The sequence below is a fragment of the Ralstonia sp. 25C genome (genome assembly GCF_051904805.1).
Classification (GTDB): Bacteria; Pseudomonadota; Gammaproteobacteria; order Burkholderiales; family Burkholderiaceae; genus Ralstonia.
In genome coordinates this window covers 1,392,031-1,416,280 of record NZ_CP196737.1, presented here as the reverse complement: position 1 = coordinate 1,416,280, position 24,250 = coordinate 1,392,031, and the positions used below count along the sequence as shown (strand labels likewise).

At 65.1% G+C, this 24,250-nt stretch carries 19 protein-coding genes; 18 read left to right on the top strand and 1 reads right to left on the bottom strand.

The window, feature by feature from the left end:
- Nucleotides 1-9 precede the first annotated feature (9 nt).
- The 15 genes from ftsL (at nucleotide 10) to lpxC (ending at nucleotide 18,274) form a co-directional block, all read left to right on the top strand.
- Entirely contained in the window at nucleotides 10-342 is a 333-nt protein-coding gene (ftsL, locus tag ACS7SF_RS06580; protein ID WP_439892233.1) for a cell division protein FtsL, read from the top strand.
- Nucleotides 339-2,126 (top strand): peptidoglycan D,D-transpeptidase FtsI family protein, encoded by a 1,788-nt coding sequence (locus ACS7SF_RS06575; protein WP_439892232.1) that lies wholly within the window; start codon nucleotides 339-341, stop codon nucleotides 2,124-2,126. The genes ftsL and ACS7SF_RS06575 overlap by 4 nt, the downstream gene beginning before the upstream one ends.
- Nucleotides 2,123-3,667 carry a UDP-N-acetylmuramoyl-L-alanyl-D-glutamate--2,6-diaminopimelate ligase gene (locus ACS7SF_RS06570; protein ID WP_439892231.1) on the top strand — a complete coding sequence of 515 codons (1,545 nt, stop codon included), beginning with the start codon at nucleotides 2,123-2,125 and terminating at the stop codon, nucleotides 3,665-3,667. The genes ACS7SF_RS06575 and ACS7SF_RS06570 overlap by 4 nt, the downstream gene beginning before the upstream one ends.
- A complete protein-coding gene (locus ACS7SF_RS06565; protein ID WP_439892230.1) occupies nucleotides 3,664-5,094 on the top strand; it encodes a UDP-N-acetylmuramoyl-tripeptide--D-alanyl-D-alanine ligase in 1,431 nt (476 codons plus the stop codon). The genes ACS7SF_RS06570 and ACS7SF_RS06565 overlap by 4 nt, the downstream gene beginning before the upstream one ends.
- A gap of 16 nt (nucleotides 5,095-5,110) precedes the next feature.
- Complete coding sequence (gene mraY / locus ACS7SF_RS06560; protein WP_439892229.1) at nucleotides 5,111-6,280, top strand: phospho-N-acetylmuramoyl-pentapeptide-transferase; 1,170 nt, start codon at nucleotides 5,111-5,113, stop codon at nucleotides 6,278-6,280.
- A 146-nt stretch (nucleotides 6,281-6,426) separates the two neighbouring features.
- A complete protein-coding gene (gene murD, locus ACS7SF_RS06555; RefSeq protein WP_439892712.1) occupies nucleotides 6,427-7,926 on the top strand; it encodes a UDP-N-acetylmuramoyl-L-alanine--D-glutamate ligase in 1,500 nt (499 codons plus the stop codon).
- Nucleotides 7,923-9,164, top strand: coding sequence for a putative lipid II flippase FtsW (gene ftsW / locus ACS7SF_RS06550; RefSeq protein ID WP_439892228.1), 1,242 nt, complete (start codon nucleotides 7,923-7,925; stop codon nucleotides 9,162-9,164). Before murD ends, ftsW begins: the two co-directional genes overlap by 4 nt.
- On the top strand, nucleotides 9,161-10,261 hold the full coding sequence (gene murG, locus ACS7SF_RS06545) for an undecaprenyldiphospho-muramoylpentapeptide beta-N-acetylglucosaminyltransferase (protein WP_439892227.1): 1,101 nt from the start codon (nucleotides 9,161-9,163) through the stop codon (nucleotides 10,259-10,261). Before ftsW ends, murG begins: the two co-directional genes overlap by 4 nt.
- Before the next feature lie 14 nt (nucleotides 10,262-10,275).
- Complete coding sequence (gene murC / locus ACS7SF_RS06540; RefSeq protein WP_439892226.1) at nucleotides 10,276-11,691, top strand: UDP-N-acetylmuramate--L-alanine ligase; 1,416 nt, start codon at nucleotides 10,276-10,278, stop codon at nucleotides 11,689-11,691.
- 17 nt (nucleotides 11,692-11,708) lie between these two features.
- Complete coding sequence (locus tag ACS7SF_RS06535) at nucleotides 11,709-12,704, top strand: D-alanine--D-alanine ligase (protein ID WP_439892711.1); 996 nt, start codon at nucleotides 11,709-11,711, stop codon at nucleotides 12,702-12,704.
- Nucleotides 12,705-12,741: 37 nt separating this feature from the next.
- Complete coding sequence (locus ACS7SF_RS06530) at nucleotides 12,742-13,653, top strand: cell division protein FtsQ/DivIB (RefSeq protein WP_439892225.1); 912 nt, start codon at nucleotides 12,742-12,744, stop codon at nucleotides 13,651-13,653.
- The gene (ftsA, locus tag ACS7SF_RS06525) at nucleotides 13,650-14,882 is read left to right on the top strand and encodes a cell division protein FtsA (RefSeq protein WP_426395127.1); all 1,233 of its coding nucleotides are present in this window, start codon (nucleotides 13,650-13,652) and stop codon (nucleotides 14,880-14,882) included. The genes ACS7SF_RS06530 and ftsA overlap by 4 nt, the downstream gene beginning before the upstream one ends.
- 140 nt (nucleotides 14,883-15,022) lie before the next feature.
- Complete coding sequence (gene ftsZ, locus ACS7SF_RS06520) at nucleotides 15,023-16,222, top strand: cell division protein FtsZ (protein ID WP_439892224.1); 1,200 nt, start codon at nucleotides 15,023-15,025, stop codon at nucleotides 16,220-16,222.
- A 391-nt stretch (nucleotides 16,223-16,613) separates the two neighbouring features.
- The gene (locus tag ACS7SF_RS06515; RefSeq protein ID WP_439892710.1) at nucleotides 16,614-17,114 is read left to right on the top strand and encodes a peroxiredoxin; all 501 of its coding nucleotides are present in this window, start codon (nucleotides 16,614-16,616) and stop codon (nucleotides 17,112-17,114) included.
- A 242-nt stretch (nucleotides 17,115-17,356) separates the two neighbouring features.
- The gene (gene lpxC, locus ACS7SF_RS06510) at nucleotides 17,357-18,274 is read left to right on the top strand and encodes a UDP-3-O-acyl-N-acetylglucosamine deacetylase (protein WP_439892223.1); all 918 of its coding nucleotides are present in this window, start codon (nucleotides 17,357-17,359) and stop codon (nucleotides 18,272-18,274) included.
- 47 nt (nucleotides 18,275-18,321) lie between these two features.
- Here lpxC and ACS7SF_RS06505 read toward each other — a convergent pair whose 3' ends face one another.
- The gene (locus tag ACS7SF_RS06505; protein ID WP_439892222.1) at nucleotides 18,322-18,831 is read right to left on the bottom strand and encodes a DciA family protein; all 510 of its coding nucleotides are present in this window, start codon (nucleotides 18,829-18,831) and stop codon (nucleotides 18,322-18,324) included.
- Between the two features lie 68 nt (nucleotides 18,832-18,899).
- Between ACS7SF_RS06505 and ACS7SF_RS06500 the strand changes: the two genes are divergently transcribed.
- From ACS7SF_RS06500 to argJ, 3 genes are all read left to right on the top strand, one after another.
- Nucleotides 18,900-19,865 (top strand): M23 family metallopeptidase, encoded by a 966-nt coding sequence (locus ACS7SF_RS06500; protein WP_439892221.1) that lies wholly within the window; start codon nucleotides 18,900-18,902, stop codon nucleotides 19,863-19,865.
- A 264-nt stretch (nucleotides 19,866-20,129) separates the two neighbouring features.
- Nucleotides 20,130-22,934, top strand: coding sequence for a preprotein translocase subunit SecA (secA, locus tag ACS7SF_RS06495; RefSeq protein ID WP_439892220.1), 2,805 nt, complete (start codon nucleotides 20,130-20,132; stop codon nucleotides 22,932-22,934).
- A 73-nt stretch (nucleotides 22,935-23,007) separates the two neighbouring features.
- A complete protein-coding gene (argJ, locus tag ACS7SF_RS06490) occupies nucleotides 23,008-24,237 on the top strand; it encodes a bifunctional glutamate N-acetyltransferase/amino-acid acetyltransferase ArgJ (RefSeq protein ID WP_439892219.1) in 1,230 nt (409 codons plus the stop codon).
- Nucleotides 24,238-24,250: the final 13 nt, after the last annotated feature.

Here is a 24,250-nt window from a genome sequence, read left to right as displayed (position 1 = left end):
CCGCCGGATATGAACCGCCTGAACATGTTCCTGCTGACCGCGCTGGTGCTGTGTGCACTGTCGCTGGTCAACGCACAGCATCAGGCGCGACAACTGTTTGTCGCGCTCGATCGCGCGCAGGCGGAAGAAAAGCAACTGAATATCGACTGGTCGCGCCTGCAATATGAGCAGAGCGCACTGGGCAAGAGCGCTCGCATTGCCGACATTGCGAGCAAGCAATTGAAGATGTCGCCCGCGCAGGCGGGCCGCACGCAGTATCTGCAGGGGTTTGCCGATTTGCCGTCGATGGAGGCTTCCTCCGCCGCAGCTAGTGCGCCCACGGCTTCTGGAGTTCAGCCATGAGCGCAGCACGCAAACCAAACGGCACCACGGCGCGCGCACGCCCGGGCCAGTTCTCGGCCAGCCCGGTGCTCGGGCTGCGCCTGCCGATGTGGCGCTCGAAGCTGGTCGTGTTCCTGATGTTTGCGGCGTTCGTGGCGCTCATCGGTCGCGCGCTGTGGATTCAGGGCCCGGGCAACCGCTTCTATGAAGCCGAGGGCAAGAAGCGCTTCCAGCGCACGCTGGAACTGCCGGCCACGCGCGGCAAGATTCTCGATCGCAATGGCCTGGTGCTGGCGACCAGCCTGCCGGTAAAGGCCATCTGGGCCGTGCCGGAAGACGTGCCCGACAACGTGCCCAGCGGCGAGATGCAGAAGCTTGCCAAGCTGCTCGGCATGAACGGCAAGGAGCTGGCCGCCAGGCTGGGCGAAGACAAGGGCTTCGTCTACCTCAAGCGCCAAGTGCTGCCGGATGTGGCCGACCAGATTGCCGCGCTCAAGATCGACGGCATCTATCAGACGCGTGAGTACAAGCGCTTCTACCCGGAAGGGGAGGCGATGGCGCACATCGTCGGCTTCACCAATGTCGAGGACAAGGGCCAGGAAGGCATGGAGCTGGCGCGCGAGTTGGATCTCGCCGGTGCGGCTGGCCAGCGTCAGGTGATCAAGGACCGCCTGGGCCGCGTGGTGGAAGACGTGGGCGTGCTCAAGGCGCCGCGCGATGGGCATGACCAGACGCTGTCCATCGACGCCAAGATCCAGTACCTGACCTTCAACGAGATCAAGGCCGCGGTGGAGCGCACCAAGGCCAAGGCCGCCAGCGCCATCGTGCTGGACGCCCAGACCGGCGAGGTGCTGGCGCTGGCCAACTACCCGACCTACAACCCGAATGACCGCAGCCGCCTGTCGGGCGAGCAGTTGCGCAACCGCGTGCTGACCGACACCTTCGAGCCCGGCTCGATGATGAAGCCGATCACCATCAGTCTGGCGCTGCAGCTCAAGCGTGTGACGCCGACCACGCTGGTGCAGACCAACGGCAAATACAGCTTTGAAGGCGCCACCATTTCCGATACCGGCAACTACGGCACGTTGACGGTCGCGCAGGTCATCCAGCACTCGAGCAACATCGGTACGACCAAGATTGCGATGACGCTCAAGCCGCAGGAAATGTGGGACATGTTCACCAGCGTCGGCCTGGGCCAGGCGCCCAAGATCGGCTTCCCTGGCGCGGTGGCTGGGCGGCTGCGGCCGGCCAACAAATGGCGCCGCATCGAGCAGGCGACCATGTCGTACGGCTACGGCCTGTCCGTATCGCTGTTCCAGATTGCGCATGCGTACACGATCTTTGCGCACGACGGCGAGTTAATCCCCATCACGATGTACCGCACCAATGGCCAGCCGCCGCAGGGCGAGCGCGTGATCTCGCCGGAGGTGGCGCGGCAAGTCCGTCAGATGCTGGAAACCGTGACGGCACCCGGCGGCACCGCGCCCCAGGCGCAGGTGATGGGCTACCGCGTGGGCGGCAAGACCGGTACCGCCTGGAAGCACACCGGCCGCGGCTATGACCGCTCCAAGTACCGCGCCTCGTTTATTGGTCTGGCACCGATGTCGAACCCGCGCATCATCGTGGCGGTGAGTGTGGATGAGCCCACGGTGGGCAACCGCTACGGCGGCGGGGCGGCCGGCCCGGTGTTCTCGCAAATCACCGGTGGCACCCTGCGCGCATTGAACGTGCCGCCGGATTCGCCCGTACGTCAGCTCGTGATGACGCCGGATGTGCCGGAAGAACCGGTGGGGGGCTTGCAATGACAGCCAAGCCGACGTCCGCTCGTCCGTCCATCGCCGCGCGCCTTGCGCCCGTGGTGGATTGGCTGCGCGCGCAAGTGCCGGCTGGGGCTGATCTCACCAGCGACACGCGCAAGCTCAAGACCGGCGACGTGTTTGTCGCCTACGTGCTCGGCAACGTGCGCCAGCGTGGCGATGGTCGTCCGCACATTCCGCAGGCCATCGCGGCCGGGGCCTCCGCCATATTGGCCGAGGCCCACGGCTATGCGATGCCGGCCGATGCGCCTGTCCGCATTCTTCCTGTGGATGGCCTGGTCGAACTGGCGGGGCCTTTGGCGGCGCAGTGGTACGGCGTGCCGGGGCCGGAGGCGCTGCGCGTGATTGGTGTGACGGGGACCAACGGTAAGACGTCGTGCTCGCAGTGGATTGCGCAAGCGCTGACCAAGCAAGGTGAGCGCTGCGCAGTGGTGGGTACGCTTGGCACCGGCTTTGTCGACGCATTGCAAGTGACCGGATTCACCACGCCAGACGCCATCCAGCTGCAGCACAGCCTGGCCGATCTGCACCGCGCCGGCGCTCGCGCCATCGCCATGGAAGTGTCGTCGCACGGCCTGGAGCAGGGGCGCGTGGACGGCACGCGCTTCGACATTGCGGTGTTCACCAACCTCACGCAAGACCACCTCGACTACCACGGCACCATGGCCGAGTACGAGCTCGCCAAGGCGCGCCTGTTCGGCTGGCCGGGGCTGCGTGCGGCGGTCATCAACCGCGACGACGCGGCCGGCGTGCGCTTGCTGCAGAACGCCCGCGCCGATGTCGAGACCATCGAATACGGCATTGATGGCCAAGCTGCCGCGCAGCACGGCGCCAAGCAATGGCTGCGCGCGATCAACGTGCGCGCACATCGCACCGGCACGACCTTCGATGTGGACGGCAGCTTCGGCCAAGCGACCGTGCATGCGCCGACCGTCGGCCTGTTCAACGTGTCGAATCTGCTAGCGGTGCTGGGTGCGTTGCTGGCCGCCGGTGTGCCGTGGCAAGACGCCATCGCGCGCCTGGAAAAGCTGCAGCCCGTGAGCGGCCGCATGGAACGCTTCGGCGGCGAAGACGGCCCGCTGGTGGTGGTCGACTACGCCCACACGCCCGATGCGCTGGAGCAGACGCTGCGCGCGCTTGCGCCGATCACCGAAGCGCGCGGCGGCAAGCTGTGGGCGGTGTTCGGTTGCGGCGGCGACCGCGACCCGGGCAAGCGCCCGCAGATGGGCGCCATCGCTGAGCGTCTGGCGCAGCACGTGGTGCTGACCTCCGACAACCCGCGCAGCGAAGACCCGCAACACATCCTCGACGAGATTTCTGACGGCATGGACAACCCGCGCGCCGCGGCGCAGATCGAAGACCGCGCTGCGGCCATCCTGCACGCGGTGCGGCATGCCGATGCCCATGACGTGATCGTCGTGGCCGGCAAGGGGCATGAGTCGACGCAGGAGATTGCTGGCCGCAAGCGCCCGTTCTCCGACCAGGAACACGTGCGCCTGGCACTCGCTGCCCGCGGGGTGAACGCATGAGCCCCGCGATGATGCGCGCTGCCGATGCCGCCGCCTGGATGTCCGGTGCCTACCTGGCCGGGCCTGATGCGGCCATCTTGCGAGTGACGACCGATAGCCGCGCCGTGCAGCCCGGCGATCTGTTTGTCGCGCTGATCGGCGAGCGCTTTGACGCGCACGATTTCCTGCCCGAGGTGGTGGCGCGTGGCGCGGCGGCCGTGCTGGTCTCGCGTGCGCCGGCTGCCACGCTGGATGTGTCTGGCGTGGCCGTGCTGACGGTGGCCGACACCCGCATCGCACTCGGCGAACTCGCCGCCGGCTGGCGCCGCCAGTTTCCGATTCCGGTGGTGGCGGTGACGGGCAGCAACGGCAAGACCACGGTCAAGGAGATGATCTCCGCGATCTTCGCGCAGGCCGAGGGCGAAGACGCCCGCCTGGCGACCGCCGGCAACTTCAACAACGACATCGGCCTGCCGCTCACGCTGTTCCGACTGAACGCGCAGCACAAGCTGGCCGTGCTCGAGCTCGGCATGAACCATCCGGGCGAGACGGCCGTGCTGGCCGCCATCGCCCAGCCGACCGTGGCGATGATCAACAACGCCCAGCGCGAGCATCAGGAATTTATGGTCAGCGTGGAAGCGGTGGCCGAAGAACACGCGGCTGTGCTGGCCGCGCTGCCGGCCGATGGCGTAGCGGTGTTTCCGCGCGATGTGGCCAACGGTGGCGAATATGCAGCGGTATGGCAAGCGGCGGCGGGGTCGCGTCGTGTGCTCGATTTCGGTATCGAGGCCGGCGCTGTCACGGGCAAGGTGGCGGATACCGCCGAGGGCCAACGTATCGATGTGCACGCGCCCGGTCAGCAGTTCGTCATCACGTTGCCGCTGCTGGGTTTGCACAACGCCCGCAATGCCTTGGCAGCAACGGCCTGCGCACTGGCTGCGGGCGTCGCCCCCGAGGTGATTGCGCAGGCGCTGGGCAGCTTCGCGCCGGTCAAGGGCCGGCTGCAGCGCAAGGCTGGCGTACATGGTGGCCTCGTCATCGACGATACGTACAACGCGAATCCCGACTCCGTGCGCGCGGCCATTGATGCGCTGATGACGCTGCCGGCACCGCGCTGGCTGGTGCTGGGCGACATGGGTGAAGTCGGCTCGCAAGGCCCCGCATTCCACGAAGAGATCGGCGCGTACGCCCGCGAGCGCGGCATCGATGCCGTGCTGGCAACCGGCGAACTGGCGCGTCACACGGTGGATGCGTTTGGCGCCGGCGCACAGCATTTCGCATCGGCTGAAGCATTGATTGAACACGGCGTGCCGGGCATTGCGCAGGCCGCGACAGTATTGGTGAAGGGCTCGCGCTTCATGCGGATGGAACGCATTGTGGAAGCGCTGGTCTTGAAAGACCCGGCTACATCATCGTCGGCCGGCTCTTCCATGCAACAGAAGCATTAAAGGGATGTAAGAACCCATGTTATTGGCATTGGCGCAATGGCTGCAGAACGACTACGGCTTCCTGCGCGTCTTCAACTATCTGACGTTCCGGGCCGTGATGGCGTCCCTCACGGCGCTGGTGATCGGCCTCGGGTTCGGGCCGGCTGTGATCCGTCGCTTGACGGCAATGAAGGTGGGCCAGGCCGTGCGCACCGACGGCCCGCAGACGCATCTGGTGAAAGCCGGTACACCGACCATGGGCGGCGTGCTGGTGCTCATCGGCATTGCCGTGTCCACGCTGCTGTGGGCCGACTGGGGCAACCGCTTCATCTGGATCGTGCTGCTGGTCACGCTCGGCTACGGCGCCGTCGGCTGGGTGGACGACTACCGCAAGGTGGTCCATCGCGACCCCAAGGGCATGTCCTCGCGCGAGAAGTTCTTCTGGCAGACCTTGATCGGTCTGTTCGCGGCGGCGTACCTGGCGTTCTCGGTGTCCGAGACCAGCAACATGCGCGTGCTCGAGCTGTTCATGGACTGGGTGCGCAGCGGCCTGTCCCTGAACCTGCCGGCCAAGTCGCACCTGATCGTGCCGTTCTTCAAGGAAGTCAGCTACCCGCTGGGCGTGTTCGGTTTCATCATCCTCACGTACCTCGTGATCGTTGGTTCGAGCAACGCGGTGAACCTGACGGACGGCCTGGACGGCCTCGTCATCATGCCGGTGGTGCTGGTGGGCAGCGCGCTCGGCATCTTCGCGTACGTGATGGGCAGTGCGGTCTACAGCAAGTACCTGCTGTTCCCGCACATTCCGGGCGCGGGTGAGCTGCTGATCTTCTGCTCGGCGATGGCCGGGGCGGGGCTCGCTTTCCTGTGGTTCAACGCGCATCCGGCGCAGGTGTTCATGGGTGACGTCGGCGCGCTGGCACTGGGCGGGGCGCTCGGCACCATCGCCGTGATCGTGCGTCAGGAAATCGTGCTCTTCATCATGGGCGGCATCTTCGTCGCCGAAACCGTCTCGGTGATGCTGCAGGTGACCTGGTTCAAGTTCACCAAGAAACGCTATGGCGAAGGCCGGCGGTTGTTCCGCATGGCGCCGCTGCACCACCATTTCGAGCTGTCCGGCTGGAAGGAGACGCAGGTGGTCGTGCGCTTCTGGGTCATCACCATGATGCTGGTGCTGATCGGCCTGTCGACCTTGAAGCTGCGGTGACGACCATGACAGACATGATCGAGCCCATCGAGCCGCAGGACGACGACATGGCCGCGCCGCAGCCGGAAACGGCGGTGGAGGCGGTCATCGCCACGCTCGACTCCGCCGAGCCGATGCCTGCCGTCGAAGCCGTGCAGGAGCCGCGCATGTTCGGCGAGTTCGATGCGCCGTTCGTGCTGGTGCTTGGCCTGGGCGAATCCGGCTTGGCGATGGCGCGCTGGTGCGCCCGTCATGGCGCACGTGTGCGCGTGGCAGACACGCGCGAAGCGCCGGCCAATCTGCCGACGCTGCGCGCGCACGTGCCGGATGCGGAATTCGTGAGCGGCCCGTTCGCCGTGTCGCTGCTGGAAGGTGTGACGCTGGCGGCGATCAGCCCCGGCCTGTCGCCACTGGATGCCAACGTCGCTGCGCTGCTGGCAGCCGCCAACGAACGCGCCATCCCCGTGTGGGGCGAAATCGAATTGTTTGCCCGTGCGCTGGCCGGCATGAAGGCCGCGCAAGGCTACGCGCCGCGCGTGCTGGCCATCACCGGCACCAACGGCAAGACGACCACCACCGCGCTCACCGGTGCGTTGGCCGAGCGCGCCGGCAAGACCGTCGGCGTGGCGGGCAACATCAGCCCGTCGGCGCTGGACAAGCTCACGGAATGCGTGGATGCCGGCACGTTGCCGGACGTGTGGGTGCTGGAGCTCTCCAGCTTCCAACTGGAAACCACGCACACGCTCGATGCCGATGCGGCGACCATCCTGAACATCACCCAGGATCACCTGGATTGGCATGGCTCGATGGAGGCTTACGCCGCTGCCAAGGGCCGCATCTTCGGTGCCAACACCACACGTGTACTGAATCGCCAGGATGCGGCTGTGATGGCATTCGCCAGCAAATCGGGTGGCGACATCACGTTTGGCATTGACGAGCCGGCCACGCCTGATGCACTCGGCCTGCTGCGCGATGGCGGCATGCCGTGGATCGTGCTGGCCGAAGCCGACGAAGACGATCTGCCGAAACCGACGCGCCGCAAGAAGGGCGACACGGCGCCCGCCGCGCCCGTACCGGTGCGCCTCAAGCGCCTGATGCCGGCCGACGCACTGCGCATCCGTGGCCTGCACAACGCCACCAACGCGATGGCCGCGCTGGCGCTGTGCCGCGCGATCGGCCTGCCGGTCAGCGCGCTGTTGCACGGCCTGCGCGACTACGCCGGCGAGCCGCATCGCGTTGAGCTGATCGCCGCGTTTGATGACATCGAATTCTTTGACGACAGCAAGGGCACCAACGTCGGCGCGACGGTGGCGGCGCTGTCGGGCCTTTCCAAGCACGTGGTATTGATTGCGGGCGGCGATGGCAAGGGGCAGGACTTTTCGCCGCTGGCCGCGCCGGTCGCGCAGTACGCGCGCGCGGTCGTGCTGATCGGGCGCGACGCACCGCTGATCCGCGAAGCGCTGGCCAATACCGGTGTCACGCTGGTCGACGCCCCGACGCTGGAAGTCGCCGTACAGGACGCTGCCGCACGCGCGCAGCCGGGTGATGCTGTATTGCTGTCGCCGGCGTGTGCGAGCTTCGACATGTTCCGTAACTACGAGCACCGCGCGCAGGTGTTCCACGAAGCCGTGGTGGCGCTCGCCGCCGACCGAGGAGTCCTCCTATGAGCGACACCCAGATCAAGCGCAGCGGCTTCATCGGCGCGACCATCGGCAACGCGTGGGGCGGCCTGCGCGACGCCGTCTCGGGCGTCAAGCCGACGCGCTCCAAGATGATGGAGTACGACCAGCCGCTGATGTGGGTGGCGATCGTGCTGCTGGGGCTCGGCTTGGTGATGGTGTACTCGGCGTCGATCGCGCTGCCGGATTCGCCCAAGTACGCGAACTACAGCAACGGCCACTTTCTGACGCGTCACATGTTCTCGCTCCTGATCGGGGTGATCGGCGCGGTCGTGGCGTTTCAGATTCCGATCAAGTTCTGGGACAAGTACGCACCTAAGCTCTTCATCATCGCGCTGGTGATGCTGGTGATCGTGCTGATTCCGCACGTGGGCAAAGGCGTGAACGGCGCGCGTCGCTGGCTGCCGCTGGGCATCATGAATTTCCAGCCATCCGAGTTGATGAAGCTGGCGGTGGTGCTGTACGCCGCCAACTACACCGTGCGCAAGCAAGACTGGATGCAGAGCGTGCGCAAAGGCTTCCTGCCGATGGGCGTGGCAGTGGCCTTCGTGGGTGCGCTGCTGCTGCTGGAACCCGACATGGGCGCGTTCCTGGTGATCGCAGCCGTGGCGATGGGCATCCTGTTCCTGGGCGGCGTCAACGGCAAGCTGTTCGGCGGGCTGGTGCTGACGGCGGTGTCGACGTTCTCATTGCTGGTGCTGCTGTCGCCATGGCGGCGTGAGCGGATTTTCGCGTACCTGAATCCGTGGCAAGAGGAATACGCGCAGGGCAAGGCGTACCAATTGACGCACTCGCTCATCGCCTTCGGCCGCGGCGAGTGGACCGGTGTCGGCCTGGGCGGCAGCATCGAAAAGCTGCACTACCTGCCCGAAGCGCACACCGACTTCATCCTCGCGGTGATCGGCGAGGAGCTTGGCTTCATTGGCGTGCTGATCGTGATCCTGCTGTTCTACTGGATGGTGCGCCGGGCATTCGAGATCGGCCGTACCGCGCTGCAGCTGGACCGCACGTTCGCCGGCCTGGTCGCCAAGGGGCTGGGGATCTGGATCGGCTGGCAGGCGTTCATCAACATGGGTGTGAACCTGGGCTTGCTGCCGACCAAGGGCCTCACGCTGCCGTTGGTGAGCTACGGTGGCTCGGGCATTTTGCTGAACTGCGTAGCGGTCGCACTGTTGCTGCGTATTGACTACGAGAACCGCGTGCTGATGCGTGGGGGCAAGGTATGACGACCCGTATGTCGCCAGATCGGTCACCGCGCACCCTTCTCGTCATGGCCGGCGGTACGGGCGGCCACATCTTCCCCGCATTGTCGGTGGCCAAGCTGCTGGCCGCGCGCGGTTGGAAGGTCGTGTGGCTTGGTAACGCGAACGGCATGGAAGGCCAGCTCGTGCCCAAGCACGGTTTCCCGCTGGAGTCGGTGCAGTTTGGCGGTGTGCGCGGCAAGGGCCTCGTCACCAAGTTCCTGCTGCCGTTGAACCTGCTGCGTGCCTTCTGGCAAAGCCTGGGCGTAGTGCGTCGCGTGCGTCCGAACGTGGTGCTGGGCATGGGCGGCTATATCACTTTCCCGGGCGGCATGATGAGCGTGCTGCTGGGCCGCCCGCTGGTGCTGCACGAACAGAACTCGATTGCTGGCCTCGCCAACCGCGTGCTCGCGCGCGTGGCCGATCGCGTGTTGTGCGCGTTTCCGAACGCGCTGTCCGGCGCCGAGTGGGTCGGCAATCCGATCCGCGCCGATTTGGCAACGCTGCCATCATCACAGGCGCGCTATGCGGAGCGCACCGGCCCGCTGCGTGTGCTGGTCGTCGGCGGTAGCCTGGGCGCTGCAGCGCTCAACGACGTCGTGCCCAAGGCGCTGGCGTTGCTGCCGGCCGATACACGCCCGATCGTGATTCACCAGGCCGGCACCAAACAGATCGACACACTGCGCGCCAACTACGCTGCCGCAGGCATTGACGACACGCACGCGCAAGCTGTGCCCTTCATCGACGACATGGCCGCTGCGTATGCGCAGGCCGATCTCGTGATCTGCCGCGCGGGCGCCATGACCGTTTCAGAAGTGGCCGCGGCGGGTGTCGCGGCGCTGTTCGTGCCGTTCCCGCATGCGGTGGACGATCACCAGACCACCAACGCGCGCTTCCTGTCGGAGCGCGGTGCAGCCCTGTTGGTGCCCCAGCCAGAACTGTCGCCGGCATCGCTGGCGGATACACTCGCGTCCCTAACGCGTGCGCAATTGGCCGATATGGCGGCTAAAGCACGCGAACAGGCACGGCCTGAAGCGGCCGAGCGTGTTGCCGACGTGTGTGTTTCGGTGGCACGGGCATAGGGAATCGAATCGATATGAAGCACATCGTCAAAAACATCCATTTCGTGGGCATCGGTGGCGCCGGCATGAGCGGCATCGCCGAGGTGCTGCTGAATCTGGGCTACCGCGTGACGGGCTCAGACCTGGGGCAAAGCGCGACCACGCAGCGCCTGGCATCGCTGGGCGCCACCATCATGCAGGGCCATGCGCCAGAACACGTGATCGGCGCGAACGCCGTGGTGGTGTCCACCGCCGTGCGTGGTGACAACCCCGAAGTGCTGGCCGCGCGTGCCAAGCGCATCCCCATCGTGCCGCGCGCGGTGATGCTGGCCGAGCTGATGCGCCTCAAGCAGGGCATCGCGATTGCCGGCACGCACGGCAAGACGACGACCACCAGCCTGGTCGCCTCCGTGCTGGCTGAGGGCGGCTTGGACCCGACCTTCGTGATCGGCGGTCGCCTCAACTCCGCTGGTGCCAACGCGCGGCTGGGCACGGGCGACTTCATCGTCGCCGAGGCGGACGAATCCGACGCGTCGTTCCTCAACCTGTTCCCCGTGATCGAAGTCATCACCAACATCGATGCCGATCATATGGAGACTTACGGGCACGATTTCTCGCGCCTGAAGCAGGCCTTCATCGAGTTCACGCAGCGCCTGCCGTTCTACGGCATCGCCGTGCTGTGCGTGGATGATCCGAACGTGCGGGAGATCCTGCCGTTCGTCTCGAAGCCCGTCGTGCGCTACGGCTTTGCCGAAGATGCGCAGGTGCGCGCCGTCAACCCGCGCGCTGTCGATGGCCGCATGGAATTCACCGTGATCCGTCAGATCAACGGACACGCCGAGCCGCCGCTGTCGATCACGCTGAACCTGCCGGGCCTGCACAACGTACAGAACGCGCTGGCCGCCATCGCCATCGCCACCGAACTCGAAGTGCCGGACGAGGCCATCGTCAAGGCGCTGGCCGAGTTCAACGGTGTGGGCCGCCGCTTCCAGCGCTACGGCGAAGTGCCGACGGCCGACGGCAAGGGCACCTTCACGCTCATCGACGACTACGGCCACCACCCGGTCGAGATGGCGGCCACGTTGGCTGCCGCACGCGGCGCGTTCCCGGATCGTCGTCTCGTGTTGTCGTTCCAGCCGCACCGCTACACCCGCACGCGCGATTGCTTTGAAGACTTCGTAAAGGTGCTCGGCACGGTCGACGCGCTGTTACTGGCCGAGGTGTATTCCGCCGGTGAGCCGCCTATCGTGGCTGCCGATGGCCGAGCGCTCACGCGCGCGCTGCGCGTGGCCAACAAGATCGAGCCGGTATTCGTGGAACAGATTGAAGACATGCCGCAAGCGATCCTGGATGCGGCGCAGGACGGCGATGTGGTCATCACCATGGGTGCCGGGTCGATCGGCCAAGTGCCCGGTCAGGTGGTGGCGCGGCAGGCAGGAGCACAGGCATGACGACAGACATGACCACGATGGCGACTGGCCCGTTCGTTGCGCATCCGACCATCGATCCGAAGTCTCTCGGCAAGGTGGGCGTGCTGCTGGGCGGCCGCTCGGCCGAGCGCGAAATCTCGCTGCTGTCGGGCAATGGCGTGCTGGCGGCGCTGCGCTCGCGCGGCGTCGATGCGCACCCATTTGATCCGGGCCTGCAACCCGTGGCTGATCTTGCCACGCAGGGCTTTGACCGCGTGGTGATCTCGCTGCACGGCCGATTTGGCGAAGACGGCACGATCCAGGGCTTGCTGGAGCAATTCGGCATTCCGTACACCGGCAGCGGCGTACTAGCGTCTGCGCTGGCGATGGACAAGGAAGCCACCAAGCGCCAATGGCAAACGCACGGTCTGCCGACGCCCGACTTCGTCATGCTGCACGCCGGCGCTGACTGGCAAGCCGTGGCCGACCGCCTGGGCCTGCCGCTGATCGTCAAGCCGGCGCGCGAAGGCTCGTCGATTGGCCTGACGAAGGTGACGAACGTGGCCGAGCTGCCCGCCGCCTACGAGAAGGCCGCGCGCCTGGACCGCGATGTGATGGCCGAGCAGTTCATCGACGGCGATGAGCTGACGTGTCCGATCATCGGTGAAGGCGAGAGCGCCACTGCGCTGCCGCTCATCCGCATCGTCGCGCCGCAGGCCAATTACGACTACCAGCACAAGTACTTCACCGACGACACGCGCTACGAGTGCCCGGCACCGATTCCCGCCGACGTGGCCGCGCGCGTGCAGGCGCTGGTGGTGCAAGCCTATCGCGGGCTGGGCTGCCGCGGCTGGGGCCGCGCCGACATCATGCTGCGCAAGTCCGACAACGCACCGTTCCTGCTGGAGATGAACACGTCGCCGGGGATGACCGGCCATTCGCTGGTGCCGATGGGCGCGCGCGCCGCTGGTATCAGTTATGAGGACTTCGTGTTGCAACTGGCGGCGTCCGCGTCGCTGGAGCTGCACGCGAGCGCCGATTGGAAACCCGAATAACCGACGAAACGTCAGCCAAACCGAATCGCACAACGTTATGTGGCACAACACCCGTCTTCTCAACGCCATCGCGAGCGCGCTGTATGCGCTGCTCGCGCTTGGTTGCTTGGGTGTTGGGGCGATGTGGCTGATGCAGCGTCCGCTGTTCCAGCTGCAGCAGGTGCGCGTGATGCCGATGGCCGGTAGCGAGTTGCATCACGTGAGCGGGCCGAGCGTGCGTGCCAACGCGCTGGCCAAGCTGCGCGGCAACTTCTTCACGCTGAACCTGGATGAGGCCCGTGCCGCGTTCGAGTCGGTGCCGTGGGTACGCCGTGCGAGTGTGCGTCGTGTGTGGCCCAACGGTCTGCTGGTCGAAGTGCAGGAGCACGAAGCGCTGGGCACGTGGGGCGGCAACGACTCCGGCAAGCTGGTCAACACGTATGGCGAAGTCTTCGTGGCCAACCTGGCCGAGGCCGAAGACGACGCCGAACTCGTGGCGCTGGCTGGCCCCGAAGGCACCGAGCAAGACGTGGTCGACAAGCTGGAAACCATGACGGAGTGGTTCAAGCCGATGAATGCCGAGCCGCTGAGCGTGACGCTCACCGACCGCTACGCCTGGCGTGCGCGGTTGTCCAACGGCACGGTCATCGAGTTTGGCCGCGAACTGAATGACGATGACCGCACCGCGCTCGCCACGCGTGCCCGCCGCTTTGTGCGTGCGTGGCCCGAGGTGACGAAGCGCTGGGGCGGTCAGATTGAATACGCCGACCTGCGTTACCCGAATGGGTTCGCGGTTCGGGCGGCGGGTGTGCGCTTCCTGACCGATGCGCAGGCTGCGGTGCTGGCCAAGGGGGGCAAGTTGCCCGGCACCACGAATGGCACCAGCAGTGCCGCAAAGCCGAAAGCCACGCTGGGGGGTAAGCCGGTGGCCAACAACAAAGCAACGCGAAGCACAGAGAAAACGCGATGAGCAAGGAATACAAGGATCTTCTGGTCGGGCTGGATATCGGCACCTCCAAGGTAGTGGCGGTGGTGGCCGAGCTGCGCCCCGACGGCGCCTACGAGGTCATCGGCATGGGCCAGACCGAATCGAAGGGGCTCAAGAAGGGCGTGGTCGTCAACATCGAGGCGACCGTCCAGTCGATCCAGAAAGCGCTCGAAGAAGCGGAGCTGATGGCTGACTGCAAGATCGGCGAGGTGTTCACGGGCATCGCCGGCAGCCACATCCGCAGCTTCAATTCGAGCGGCATGGTGGCGATCAAGGACAAGGAAGTTACTTCCACCGATGTGGCGCGCGTGATCGAGACCGCCAAGGCTGTCAACATCCCGACCGATCAGCAGATCCTGCACATCCTCACGCAGGAATTCATCATCGACGGCCAGGAAGACGTGCGCGAGCCAATCGGCATGAGCGGCATCCGTCTGGAAGTGAAGGTGCACATCGTGACCGGCGCAGTGAGCGCGGCGCAGAACATCGTCAAGTGCGTGCGCCGCTGCGGGCTTGAGGTGCATGACCTGATCCTGCAGCCCCTGGCATCGAGCCTCGCGGTGCTGACCGAAGACGAAAAAGAACTTGGCGTGGTGCTGGTCGACATCGGCAGCGGCACGACCGACATCGCCATCTTCAGCGAAGGCGCGATCCGCCATACGGCCGTGATCCCCATCGCCGGTGACCAGATCACCAACGACGTCGCCATGGCCCTGCGCACGCCGACGCCGGACGCCGAGGACATCAAGATCCAGTACGGCATCGCCAAGCAGGTGCTGGCCGATCCGGACGAGATGATCGATGTACCCGGCGTGGGCGATCGCGGCCCGCGCACGCTCTCGCGCCAGGCGCTGGCCGCCGTGATCGAGCCGCGCGTGGAAGAGCTGTTCTCGCTCGTGCATCAGGTGGTGCGCGAATCGGGTTATGAGGAACTGCTCTCCAGCGGCGTGGTCCTCACTGGCGGTACCGCAATGATGCCGGGCATGGTCGAGCTGGGCGAAGACATGTTCCTGAAGCCCGTGCGTGTGGGCGTGCCCGAGTACCGCGGCAACCTGCACGAGGTGGTGAAGAGCCCGCGCTATGCCACGGTGATGGGCCTGCTGCAGGAAGGTCGCGTGCAGCGCATGCGCGGGCGCAAGGTGGTTGTGCAGTCCGGTTCTGCCAAGCAGATGTGGACGCGCATGAAGGAATGGTTCATCGGCAACTTCTAAGCGCGTGCGCGCTGGGTGTTGGCGATGTGCTCCCTGGGGGGAGCAAGTTGAGTTTCTTGTTTTGATGTTTTTTGTTCAGGAACCAGGGGTTGCGGCGGGGAGGCTGCATCGTCTGGGACTGATCACTTCTGGAGGCAACGATGGACTTCGACATGATTGAAACGGAAATGCAGGACGGCACCATCATCAAGGTGGTCGGCGTCGGCGGTGCGGGCGGTAACGCCGTGCAGCACATGATCAGCCGCGGCGTGCAAGGCGTGGAATTCATCTGCATGAACACCGATGCGCAAGCGCTCAAGCGCTCGACCGCATCGCGCGTGCTGCAACTGGGCAGCACGGGCCTGGGCGCCGGCGCCAAGCCGGAAGTCGGCAAGCACTGCGCAGAAGAGGCTCGTGAGCAGATCGCCGACGCACTGCGCGGCGCGCACATGGTCTTCATTACCGCCGGCATGGGCGGTGGAACGGGCACGGGCGCCGCTCCGGTGGTCGCACAGATCGCCAAGGAAATGGGCATCCTGACCGTGGGCGTGGTCTCCAAGCCGTTCGACTTCGAAGGCGCACGCCGCGCCAAGATGGGCGAAGCCGGCGCGAATGACCTGGAAGGCAACGTCGATTCGCTGATCGTCGTGCTCAACGAGAAGCTCTTCGAAGTCATGGGCGACGACGCCGAGATGGACAAGTGCTTCCAGTGCGCCGACGACGTGCTGCACAACGCTGTGGCCGGCATCGCGGAAATCATCAACGTCGACGGTCTCGTGAACGTCGACTTTGAAGACGTGAAGACCGTGATGGGCGAACAAGGCAAGGCGATGATGGGCACGGCCACCGTGTCGGGCGTCGACCGTGCACGTCTGGCTGCCGAGCAAGCCGTCGCCAGCCCGCTGCTGGAAGGCGTGGACCTGTCGGGCGCGCGTGGCGTGCTGGTCAACATCACGGCCAGCCGCTCGCTCAAGCTGTCCGAGACCAAGGAAGTGATGAACACCATCCGCAGCTATGCCGCGGAAGATGCCACCGTCATTTTCGGTACGGTCTACGACGACGCCATGGGCGACGCACTGCGCGTGACCGTGGTTGCCACCGGCCTGGGCCGCGCTGCCCGCAACAAGCAACAACAGCAGCAGACGATGACGTTGCTGAAGACCGGTACCGACAACCAACCCGTGGCCTTTGGCGGTGGCGCCAGCCACTCGATGGCAGCGGCACCGGACTACAGCAACTTCGACACCCCGGCCGTGTGGCGCAGCTCGCGTGAGTCGGCATCGGCTCACGTCGCAGCGCTGCAGGAGAAGGGCGTCGACACGTACGACATTCCGGCATTCCTGCGCAAGCAGGCGGACTGATCGGGCGAGTTGGTTCGATAGGCACCCGTGCACGTCCAGCTGCCTGCGGCACCGCACGCCGCGCGCGGTTCACGGCTCCCCTCCCGTGACCGCCGTTGTGTGATGGCCCGTCGCTAGCAAGCCGACAGCGCGCGATGAACCGGACATAGTCGTTGCCGCCGGGCAGGTCGGCCTCTGGCCGCCTCCCCGGAAGGGTCCAGCCCGCCCGGCGGGTGTGTCCGTTCATCGTGTAGCGCGCGATGCCTGTTCTACCGGCTACGGCCTGATGATGTTGTCTCCCAAGACCGCCCGCGTGATTCCCTCACGCGGGCGGTCTCGTTTTTGTGAACCGGCTGCGCGGTCGCCGCACAGGTTCTATGATCCCGATATTCACACGCACTCACTGATGATCATGATCCAGCCTGGTCAACCGCTTCCCGACGCGACGCTTTACGAGTTCTTTGAAGTGGAAAAGGACGGCTGCGCGCTCGGGCCCAATGCTTTTTCCGTTCAGGATCTGGCCGCAGGCAAGACGATCGTCGTCTTCGGATTGCCTGGCGCCTTTACGCCGACCTGCTCCGCGCGCCACGTGCCCGGCTATGTCGAGCACTACGATGCGCTGCGCGCCAAGGGTGTCGACGAAATCTGGTGTGTATCCGTCAACGATGCTTTCGTGATGGGCGCATGGGCCCGTGCGCAAGGCACCGAAGACAAGGTCCGCATGCTGGCGGATGGCAGCGCGGAGTTCACGCGCAAGCTCGGCCTCGATCAAGATCTCTCCAAGCGCGGTATGGGCGTGCGGTCGCAGCGCTACGCGATGGTCGTCAAAGACGGTGTGGTAACAGCGCTACAGGTGGAAGCGCCCGGCCAATTTGCCGTGAGCAATGCGGAATCGATTCTGGCGATCCTCTGACGTCACGCCAGCATGCCCCAAAATGGCGCCAATCCGCCGGCTGCCACGTCCACGCGTGGCCGGCGCGCGCCGGGCGTTGAATATGCTGGCAGCGAGATTGAGCAAAGCGTGTGCACCCCTAACATCCCGATACAAAAGTCGTTTTGAAGGCAGGGGTGTGAAAATGGTATGCTTAGGGTTATCACCTATGCGTGTCGCATAGATAAAAACAATCATAGAAATTTCGTGAGTTGAGGGCGGCCATGTTGAAACAACGCACCATCAAGTCCGTCGTCAAGACCGTCGGCATCGGGTTGCACTCGGGCCGCAAGGTTACGTTGACGCTGCGCCCGGCCGCGCCCGGCACGGGCCTCGTGTTCACGCGCGTGGACTTGGACCCGGCCGTCGAAATTCCCGCCAACGCCAACGCCATCGGCGACACCCGCCTGGCTTCCGTGCTGCAGAAGGATGGTGCGCGCGTCTCGACCGTCGAACACCTGATGTCCGCCTGCGCAGGTCTTGGCATCGACAACCTCTATGTGGATGTCGACGCGGAAGAGATTCCCATCATGGACGGCAGCGCTGCCTCGTTCGTGTTCCTGTTGCAATCGGCGGGCATTGAAGAGCAGGGCGCGGCCAAGCGTTTCATCCGCGTGACCAAGCCGGTGGAAATCCGCGAAGGCGACAAGCTTGCCCGCCTAGACCCGTACTTCGGCTTCAAGCTGGCGTTCACGATTGAGTTCCGTCACCCGGCCGTCGACAAGACCGGCCAGACGTTCGAGATCGATTTCGCCGACACCAGCTACACGCGCGAAATCGCCCGTGCACGCACCTTTGGTTTCGCACACGAAGTCGAGATGCTGCGCGAAGTTGGCTTGGCGCGCGGCGGCAGTCTCGATAACGCTATCGTGCTCGACGAGCACCGCATGCTGAACAACGACGAACTGCGCTACGGCGACGAGTTCGTCCGCCACAAGATTCTCGACGCCATTGGGGACCTGTACGTGGTGGGCTATCCCTTGATTGCCGCATACACGGCGCACAAGTCGGGGCACGGTCTGAACAACGCGCTGCTGCGCGCGCTGCTGGCCGATGAAACGGCTTACGAGATCGTGACGTTCGACAAGGTGGAAGAGGCACCGCGTGCGTTTCTGCCGCAGTTGCAGCCCGCGTTTTCGTGATCGGCTGACACGGTTGCATGCAAAAAAAACGCCCCGCGGGGCGTTTTTCATTTGGGGGCGATATGTCGTCCGACCATTTCGGCCAGGGCCTTGCGCAGTGGCGAATCCGGTAGTTCTGACGCGAGCGCAGCAAGGCTGTTGACTCCAACTGCTGTCATCTTGGCGCGTTTAGGCGGCTTTTGGGTCTCTTGTGGCCACAAGCTGTCATTGCCGCCCTGCGGTTGTACCCGTACACGAATTGCGGTAATCTGCGATCCCCGGCGCTGCAGACGCTCTAGCAAGGTGGGTACCACCTGCCGTAGGCGCGCCGCAGCCGCACTATGTGCGGCGAGCAGCACCAGAGTCGCTTCCCGGCTATCGCGCGCATCGTTCTTGATGCCACCGATGGCTACGCCGCCGCCCAAGCCGGGCGGCAATAGCGACAACACCTCCGCTTCCAACGACGCCAATTGCCTGGCGGTCCGCATCAGCGAGCCGACCGAACCGGCACCCGACAGCCAGTCCTGAACGGGTTTTGCCACCGGCGTTTTGAGAGCGGGATGAACAAAGATTCGCATGCCGGCATTGTAGGGCGCTTGACCGCGCTTTCGTGCCGTCGGGCGGCTTTTTTGTCCGGAAAAGAGCGATGCAGATCATCCTGATTCATCCGCGCAAGGCCGGCGCGGTCCACCTGTCGCGACGCGGCGTGTTCGTCAGCCTTGGCGTGGCGTTGCTCGCCGTGGCGGGCTTGTCTGTCGGCGGGACGTGGCTGGCCGCCAAGCAAGGCTTGCTGCCCGTCGCCGGTGCGCCGGCAGTGGCCGGCGCCGACCCGCGCGTGACCCGCGAAAACCTCAACCTGATGGCCGCCCGCATCGGCGAAATGCAGGCGCAGATCGCGCGCCTGGATGCGTTGGGCGCCCGCGTGTCGGGTTTGGCAGGCGTGCCACCGCGCGAGTTCGACTTCAAGTCCCAGCCGGGGCGGGGTGGTCCGGAGGGCACGTTCTCGCGGCCGATGTCGATGCCGGAGATCCAGTCCGAGCTGAACCGTCTGACGCGCTCGGCCGACCAGCGCAACGACTACCTCAGCGTGCTCGAGAGCACCCTGATGGATCGCCAGATCCACGCCAAGATGATGCCGACGGTGCGTCCAGTGGCCGTCGGCTACGACTCGTCGGGCTTTGGCACGCGCATTGATCCGTTCACCGGCCGGCGTACGCAGCATGAGGGCGTGGACTTCGTGGCGCCCGTCGGTACCCCAATCGTGGCGGCGGCCGGCGGCGTGGTGGTCGCCAGTGAATTCCGCAGCGACTACGGCAACATGGTCGACATCGATCACGGCAACGGCCTGAAGACGCGGTATGCCCACGCGTCCAAAGTGTTCGTGAAGATCGGTGACATCGTGAAGGCGGGCGAGCGCATCGCGCTGATCGGCCGCACGGGCCGCGCTACCGGCGCGCATCTGCACTTCGAGGTGCATGTGAACGACGTGCCGCAGAACCCGGTGGCATTCCTCGAGAATGCCGGCCAGCCCAAGATGGCGGCCAACAAGGCGACTGCCCCGAAGGTGGCAGCGGCGGACATCGGCAAGAGCATGGCGGCTGCCGGCCACTGATCCGGCCCGGGTTGCAATCGGGGGCGCCGTCCCCAATTCAGCGTGATTGCGTGGCTGCCCGGACGGCGTTCGGGTGCGGCCCCAGAGTGCGGCGTTCCTGCCACATCCGGCGAGTTTGCTGCCATCAAGCGGGTGTTGTGCACATGCTAAACTCCCGCCTTTGCGCCAACCCTTGCGCCAACCCATTTCTGGGCCATTGCGCCGCCTGTGTTTCGCCGCTTTTCGCGAAGCGTTTTCCGGGTGGCTCGCCGGCCCTAGCCATCGATGATCACGGGCCTTCTCAAGAAGATTTTCGGCAGCCGCAATGAACGGCTGATCAAACAGTACCGCCGCAAGGTGGCGCAGATCAACGCGCTCGAGCCCAAGTTCGAAGCGCTGTCCGATGCCGAGCTGCAGGCCAAGACCGAAGAATTCCGCCAACGCTTTGCCAAGGGCGAGACGCTCGACGTGCTGCTGCCCGAAGCGTTTGCCGTGTGCCGCGAGGCCAGCAAGCGCGTGATGAAGATGCGGCACTTCGACGTGCAGCTCATTGGCGGCATGGTGCTGCACGACGGCAAGATCGCCGAAATGCGCACCGGTGAAGGCAAGACGCTGACCGCTACGCTGGCGGTGTACCTGAACGCCATCTCCGGCCAGGGCGTGCACGTGGTGACGGTCAACGACTACCTCGCCCAGCGCGATGCCGAGTGGATGGGCAAGCTCTACAACTGGCTGGGCCTGTCGGTGGGGGTCAACCTGACCACCATGGACCACGACCAGAAGCAGGCCGCCTACGCGTCGGACATCACCTACGGTACCAACAACGAGTTCGGCTTCGACTACCTGCGCGACAACATGGTGTACGACGCTGGCCAGCGCGTGCAGCGTCCGCTGAACTACGCCATCGTCGACGAAGTGGATTCGATCCTGATCGACGAAGCGCGGACCCCGCTGATCATCTCCGGCCAGGCCGAAGACCACACTGATCTGTATCGCCGCATGAACGGCATCCCGGCGCAGCTCACACGCCAGATCGGCGAAGAAAAGTCTGACGGCACGGGCGTCGAGAAGCCGGGCGACTACTACGTCAACGAGAAATCGCACCAGGTCTACCTGACCGAATCGGGCCACGAGAAGGCCGAGCAAATCCTGCTGCAAGCCGGCCTGATCGGCGAGGGCGAGTCGCTCTACGCGCCGCAGAACATCACGCTGATGCACCACCTGTACGCCGCCCTGCGCGCGCACAGCCTGTTCTTCCGCGACCAGCACTACGTGGTGCAGAACGGTGAAGTGGTGATCGTCGATGAATTCACCGGCCGTCTGATGTCGGGCCGTCGCTGGTCCGACGGCCTGCACCAGGCGGTGGAAGCCAAGGAAGGCGTGCAGATCCAGCAGGAAAACCAGACGCTGGCGACGATCACGTTCCAGAACTACTTCCGTATGTACAACAAGCTGTCGGGCATGACCGGCACGGCGGATACGGAAGCGTACGAATTCCAGGAGATCTACGGCCTGGAGACCGTGGTGATCCCGACCAACCGCACGCCGCAGCGCAAGGACTTGCAGGATCAGATCTACAAGACCGGCAAGGAGCGCTACGACGCTGTCATCCGCGACATTCGCGATTGCTACGAGCGTGGCCAGCCGGTGCTGGTGGGCACGACGTCCATCGAAAACTCCGAGCTGCTGTCGAATCTGCTGAACCAGGCGAAGCTGCCGCACCAGGTGCTCAACGCCAAGCAGCACGAGCGCGAAGCCGCGATCATCGCGGAAGCGGGCCGCCCCAAGGCGATCACCATCGCCACGAACATGGCCGGTCGCGGTACCGACATCGTGCTGGGCGGCAACGTGGAGAAGCAAGCCGGCTTTGTGATGGCCGACGAATCGCTCTCCGAAGAAGAAAAAGCCGCGCGCGTGAAGCAGTTGCAGGACGAATGGCAATCGCTGCACGAGCAGGTGAAGGCTGCGGGTGGCTTGCACATCGTCGGCACCGAGCGCCACGAGTCGCGCCGGATCGACAACCAACTGCGTGGCCGTGCCGGCCGTCAGGGTGACCCGGGTTCGTCGCGCTTCTACCTGTCGCTGGACGACCAGCTGCTGCGCATCTTCGCGGGTGACCGCGTGCGCGCGATCATGGACCGCCTGAAGATGCCAGAAGGCGAGCCGATCGAAGCCGGCATCGTCACGCGCTCGATCGAATCCGCCCAGCGCAAGGTGGAAGGCCGCAACTTCGACATCCGCAAGCAACTGCTGCAGTACGACGACGTTGCCAACGATCAGCGCAAGGAAATCTACAAGCTGCGTAACGAGATTCTCGAAGCGCAGGACGTGGGCGATCTGGTCAAGAACCTGCGCGAATCCGTGTTCACCGAGCTGTTCCGCACCTACGTGCCGGCCGAGACCATGGAAGAGCAGTGGGATGTCGCCGGTCTGGAGAAGACCCTGCGTGAAGACTGGGGTGTTGATCAGCCGCTGGTGAAGACGCTGGAGTCCGCCGAGTCCATCGAGGACGAAGAGCTGCTGAAGATGGTGCTGGACGCCGCTGAAGCTGTGTACGAAGGCAAGGTTGCACAGGTCGGCCGCGAGTCCTTCGCCGGCTTCGAGCGTTCGGTCATGCTGCAGAGCCTCGATACGCACTGGCGCGAACACTTGGCCGCGCTCGACATGCTGCGCCAGGGCATTCACCTGCGTGGCTATGCGCAGAAGGATCCGAAGCAGGAATACAAGCGCGAGTCGTTCGAACTGTTCGGCCGCCTGCTCGATACCATCCGCAACGAAGTCACGCGCATCGTCTTCACCGTGCGCATCCAGTCGCAGGAAGAGCTGGAGCAGGCTTCCGAGCAGATCGAAGAGGATCTGTCTGCGCTCTCCAACGTGCAGTACAAGCACGACGAGTTCAGCGAACTGGTCGAAGTGGCTGCGGGCGATGCCGAGATTCACGGTGCAGAGCCGGGCATGCCGGCCCACCGTTCGGCGGCATCGGCTGCTGTGGCGGCGCTGGCGGGCGAAGTGCCCAAGGTCGGTCGCAATGACCCGTGCCCGTGCGGCTCGGGCAAGAAGTACAAGCAGTGCCACGGCAAGCTGGCCTGACGCTGCTTCGCCTCGTTTTCTGTTGATTCACGATGCCCGCACTGCGGGCATCCTCATTTGAAAGGTGTGCTCCATGGCTGTGAATCTCGTCGCGCCCGCCGCTGACTCCCTGTTGCCGATCGACGGCGTGGACCTTGGCTGGGCCGAGGCCGGTGTGCGCAAGGCCAATCGCAAGGACGTGCTGCTGGTGCGTATTGCCGAGGGCTCGAGCGTGGCCGGCGTGTTCACGCAGAACCGTTTCTGCGCCGCACCCGTGCAGGTGTGCCGCGAGCATCTGGCCAGCGGCAAGGGCGCACGCGCCATCGTCGTGAATACGGGCAACGCGAATGCGGGCACCGGCGCGCCGGGTCTCGCGCTTGCACGTCAGACGTGCGATGCCGTCGCCAAGCTGCTGGGCCTGTCGCCGGAGCAGGTGCTGCCGTTCTCGACGGGCGTGATTCTGGAGCCGCTGCCGGTCGATCGCATCATCGCAGGGCTGCCCGCTGCGCAGGCCAATGCCAAGCCGGACAACTGGCTGGCCGCCGCTGAAGCCATCATGACTACCGACACCGTACCCAAAGCAGCGTCTGCCACGTGCACGCTGTCGGGCAAGACTGTGCGCATGTCGGGCATTAGCAAGGGCGCGGGCATGATCCGCCCGAACATGGCGACGATGCTTGGCTTCATCGCCACCGATGCCAATGTGGACGAAGCCGTGCTGCAAGGCCTCGTGCGCTACGCCGCCGACCGCTCGTTCAACAGCGTGACGGTGGATGGCGATACCTCGACCAACGATTCGTTTGTCATCATCGCCACGGGCCGCGCCGGCACGCCGCGCATTGATTCCGAATCGCATCCCGACTACGCCGCACTGCGCGATGCACTGACGGGCCTCGCCCAAGACCTCGCGCAGAAGATCGTGCGCGACGGCGAGGGTGCAACCAAGTTCATGGCCATCCAGGTGGAAGGCGGCCGCAATGTTGAAGAGTGCCGCCAGATCGCCTATGCGGTGGCGCACTCGCCGCTGGTCAAGACCGCGTTCTACGCATCGGACCCCAACCTGGGCCGTATCCTGGCCGCCGTCGGCTATGCCGGTGTGACGGACCTCGACGTGAACGGCGTCAACCTGTGGCTCGACGACGTGTGGGTCGCCCGTGACGGCGGTCGCAACCCCGACTACCGCGAGGAAGACGGCCAGCGCGTAATGAAGCAAGCCGAGATCACCGTGCGCATCGCGCTCGGCCGCGGCGACGCCAACGCCACGGTGTGGACGTGTGATTTCTCGCACGACTACGTGTCGATCAACGCGGACTACCGCTCGTAATCCGGGGCACGCC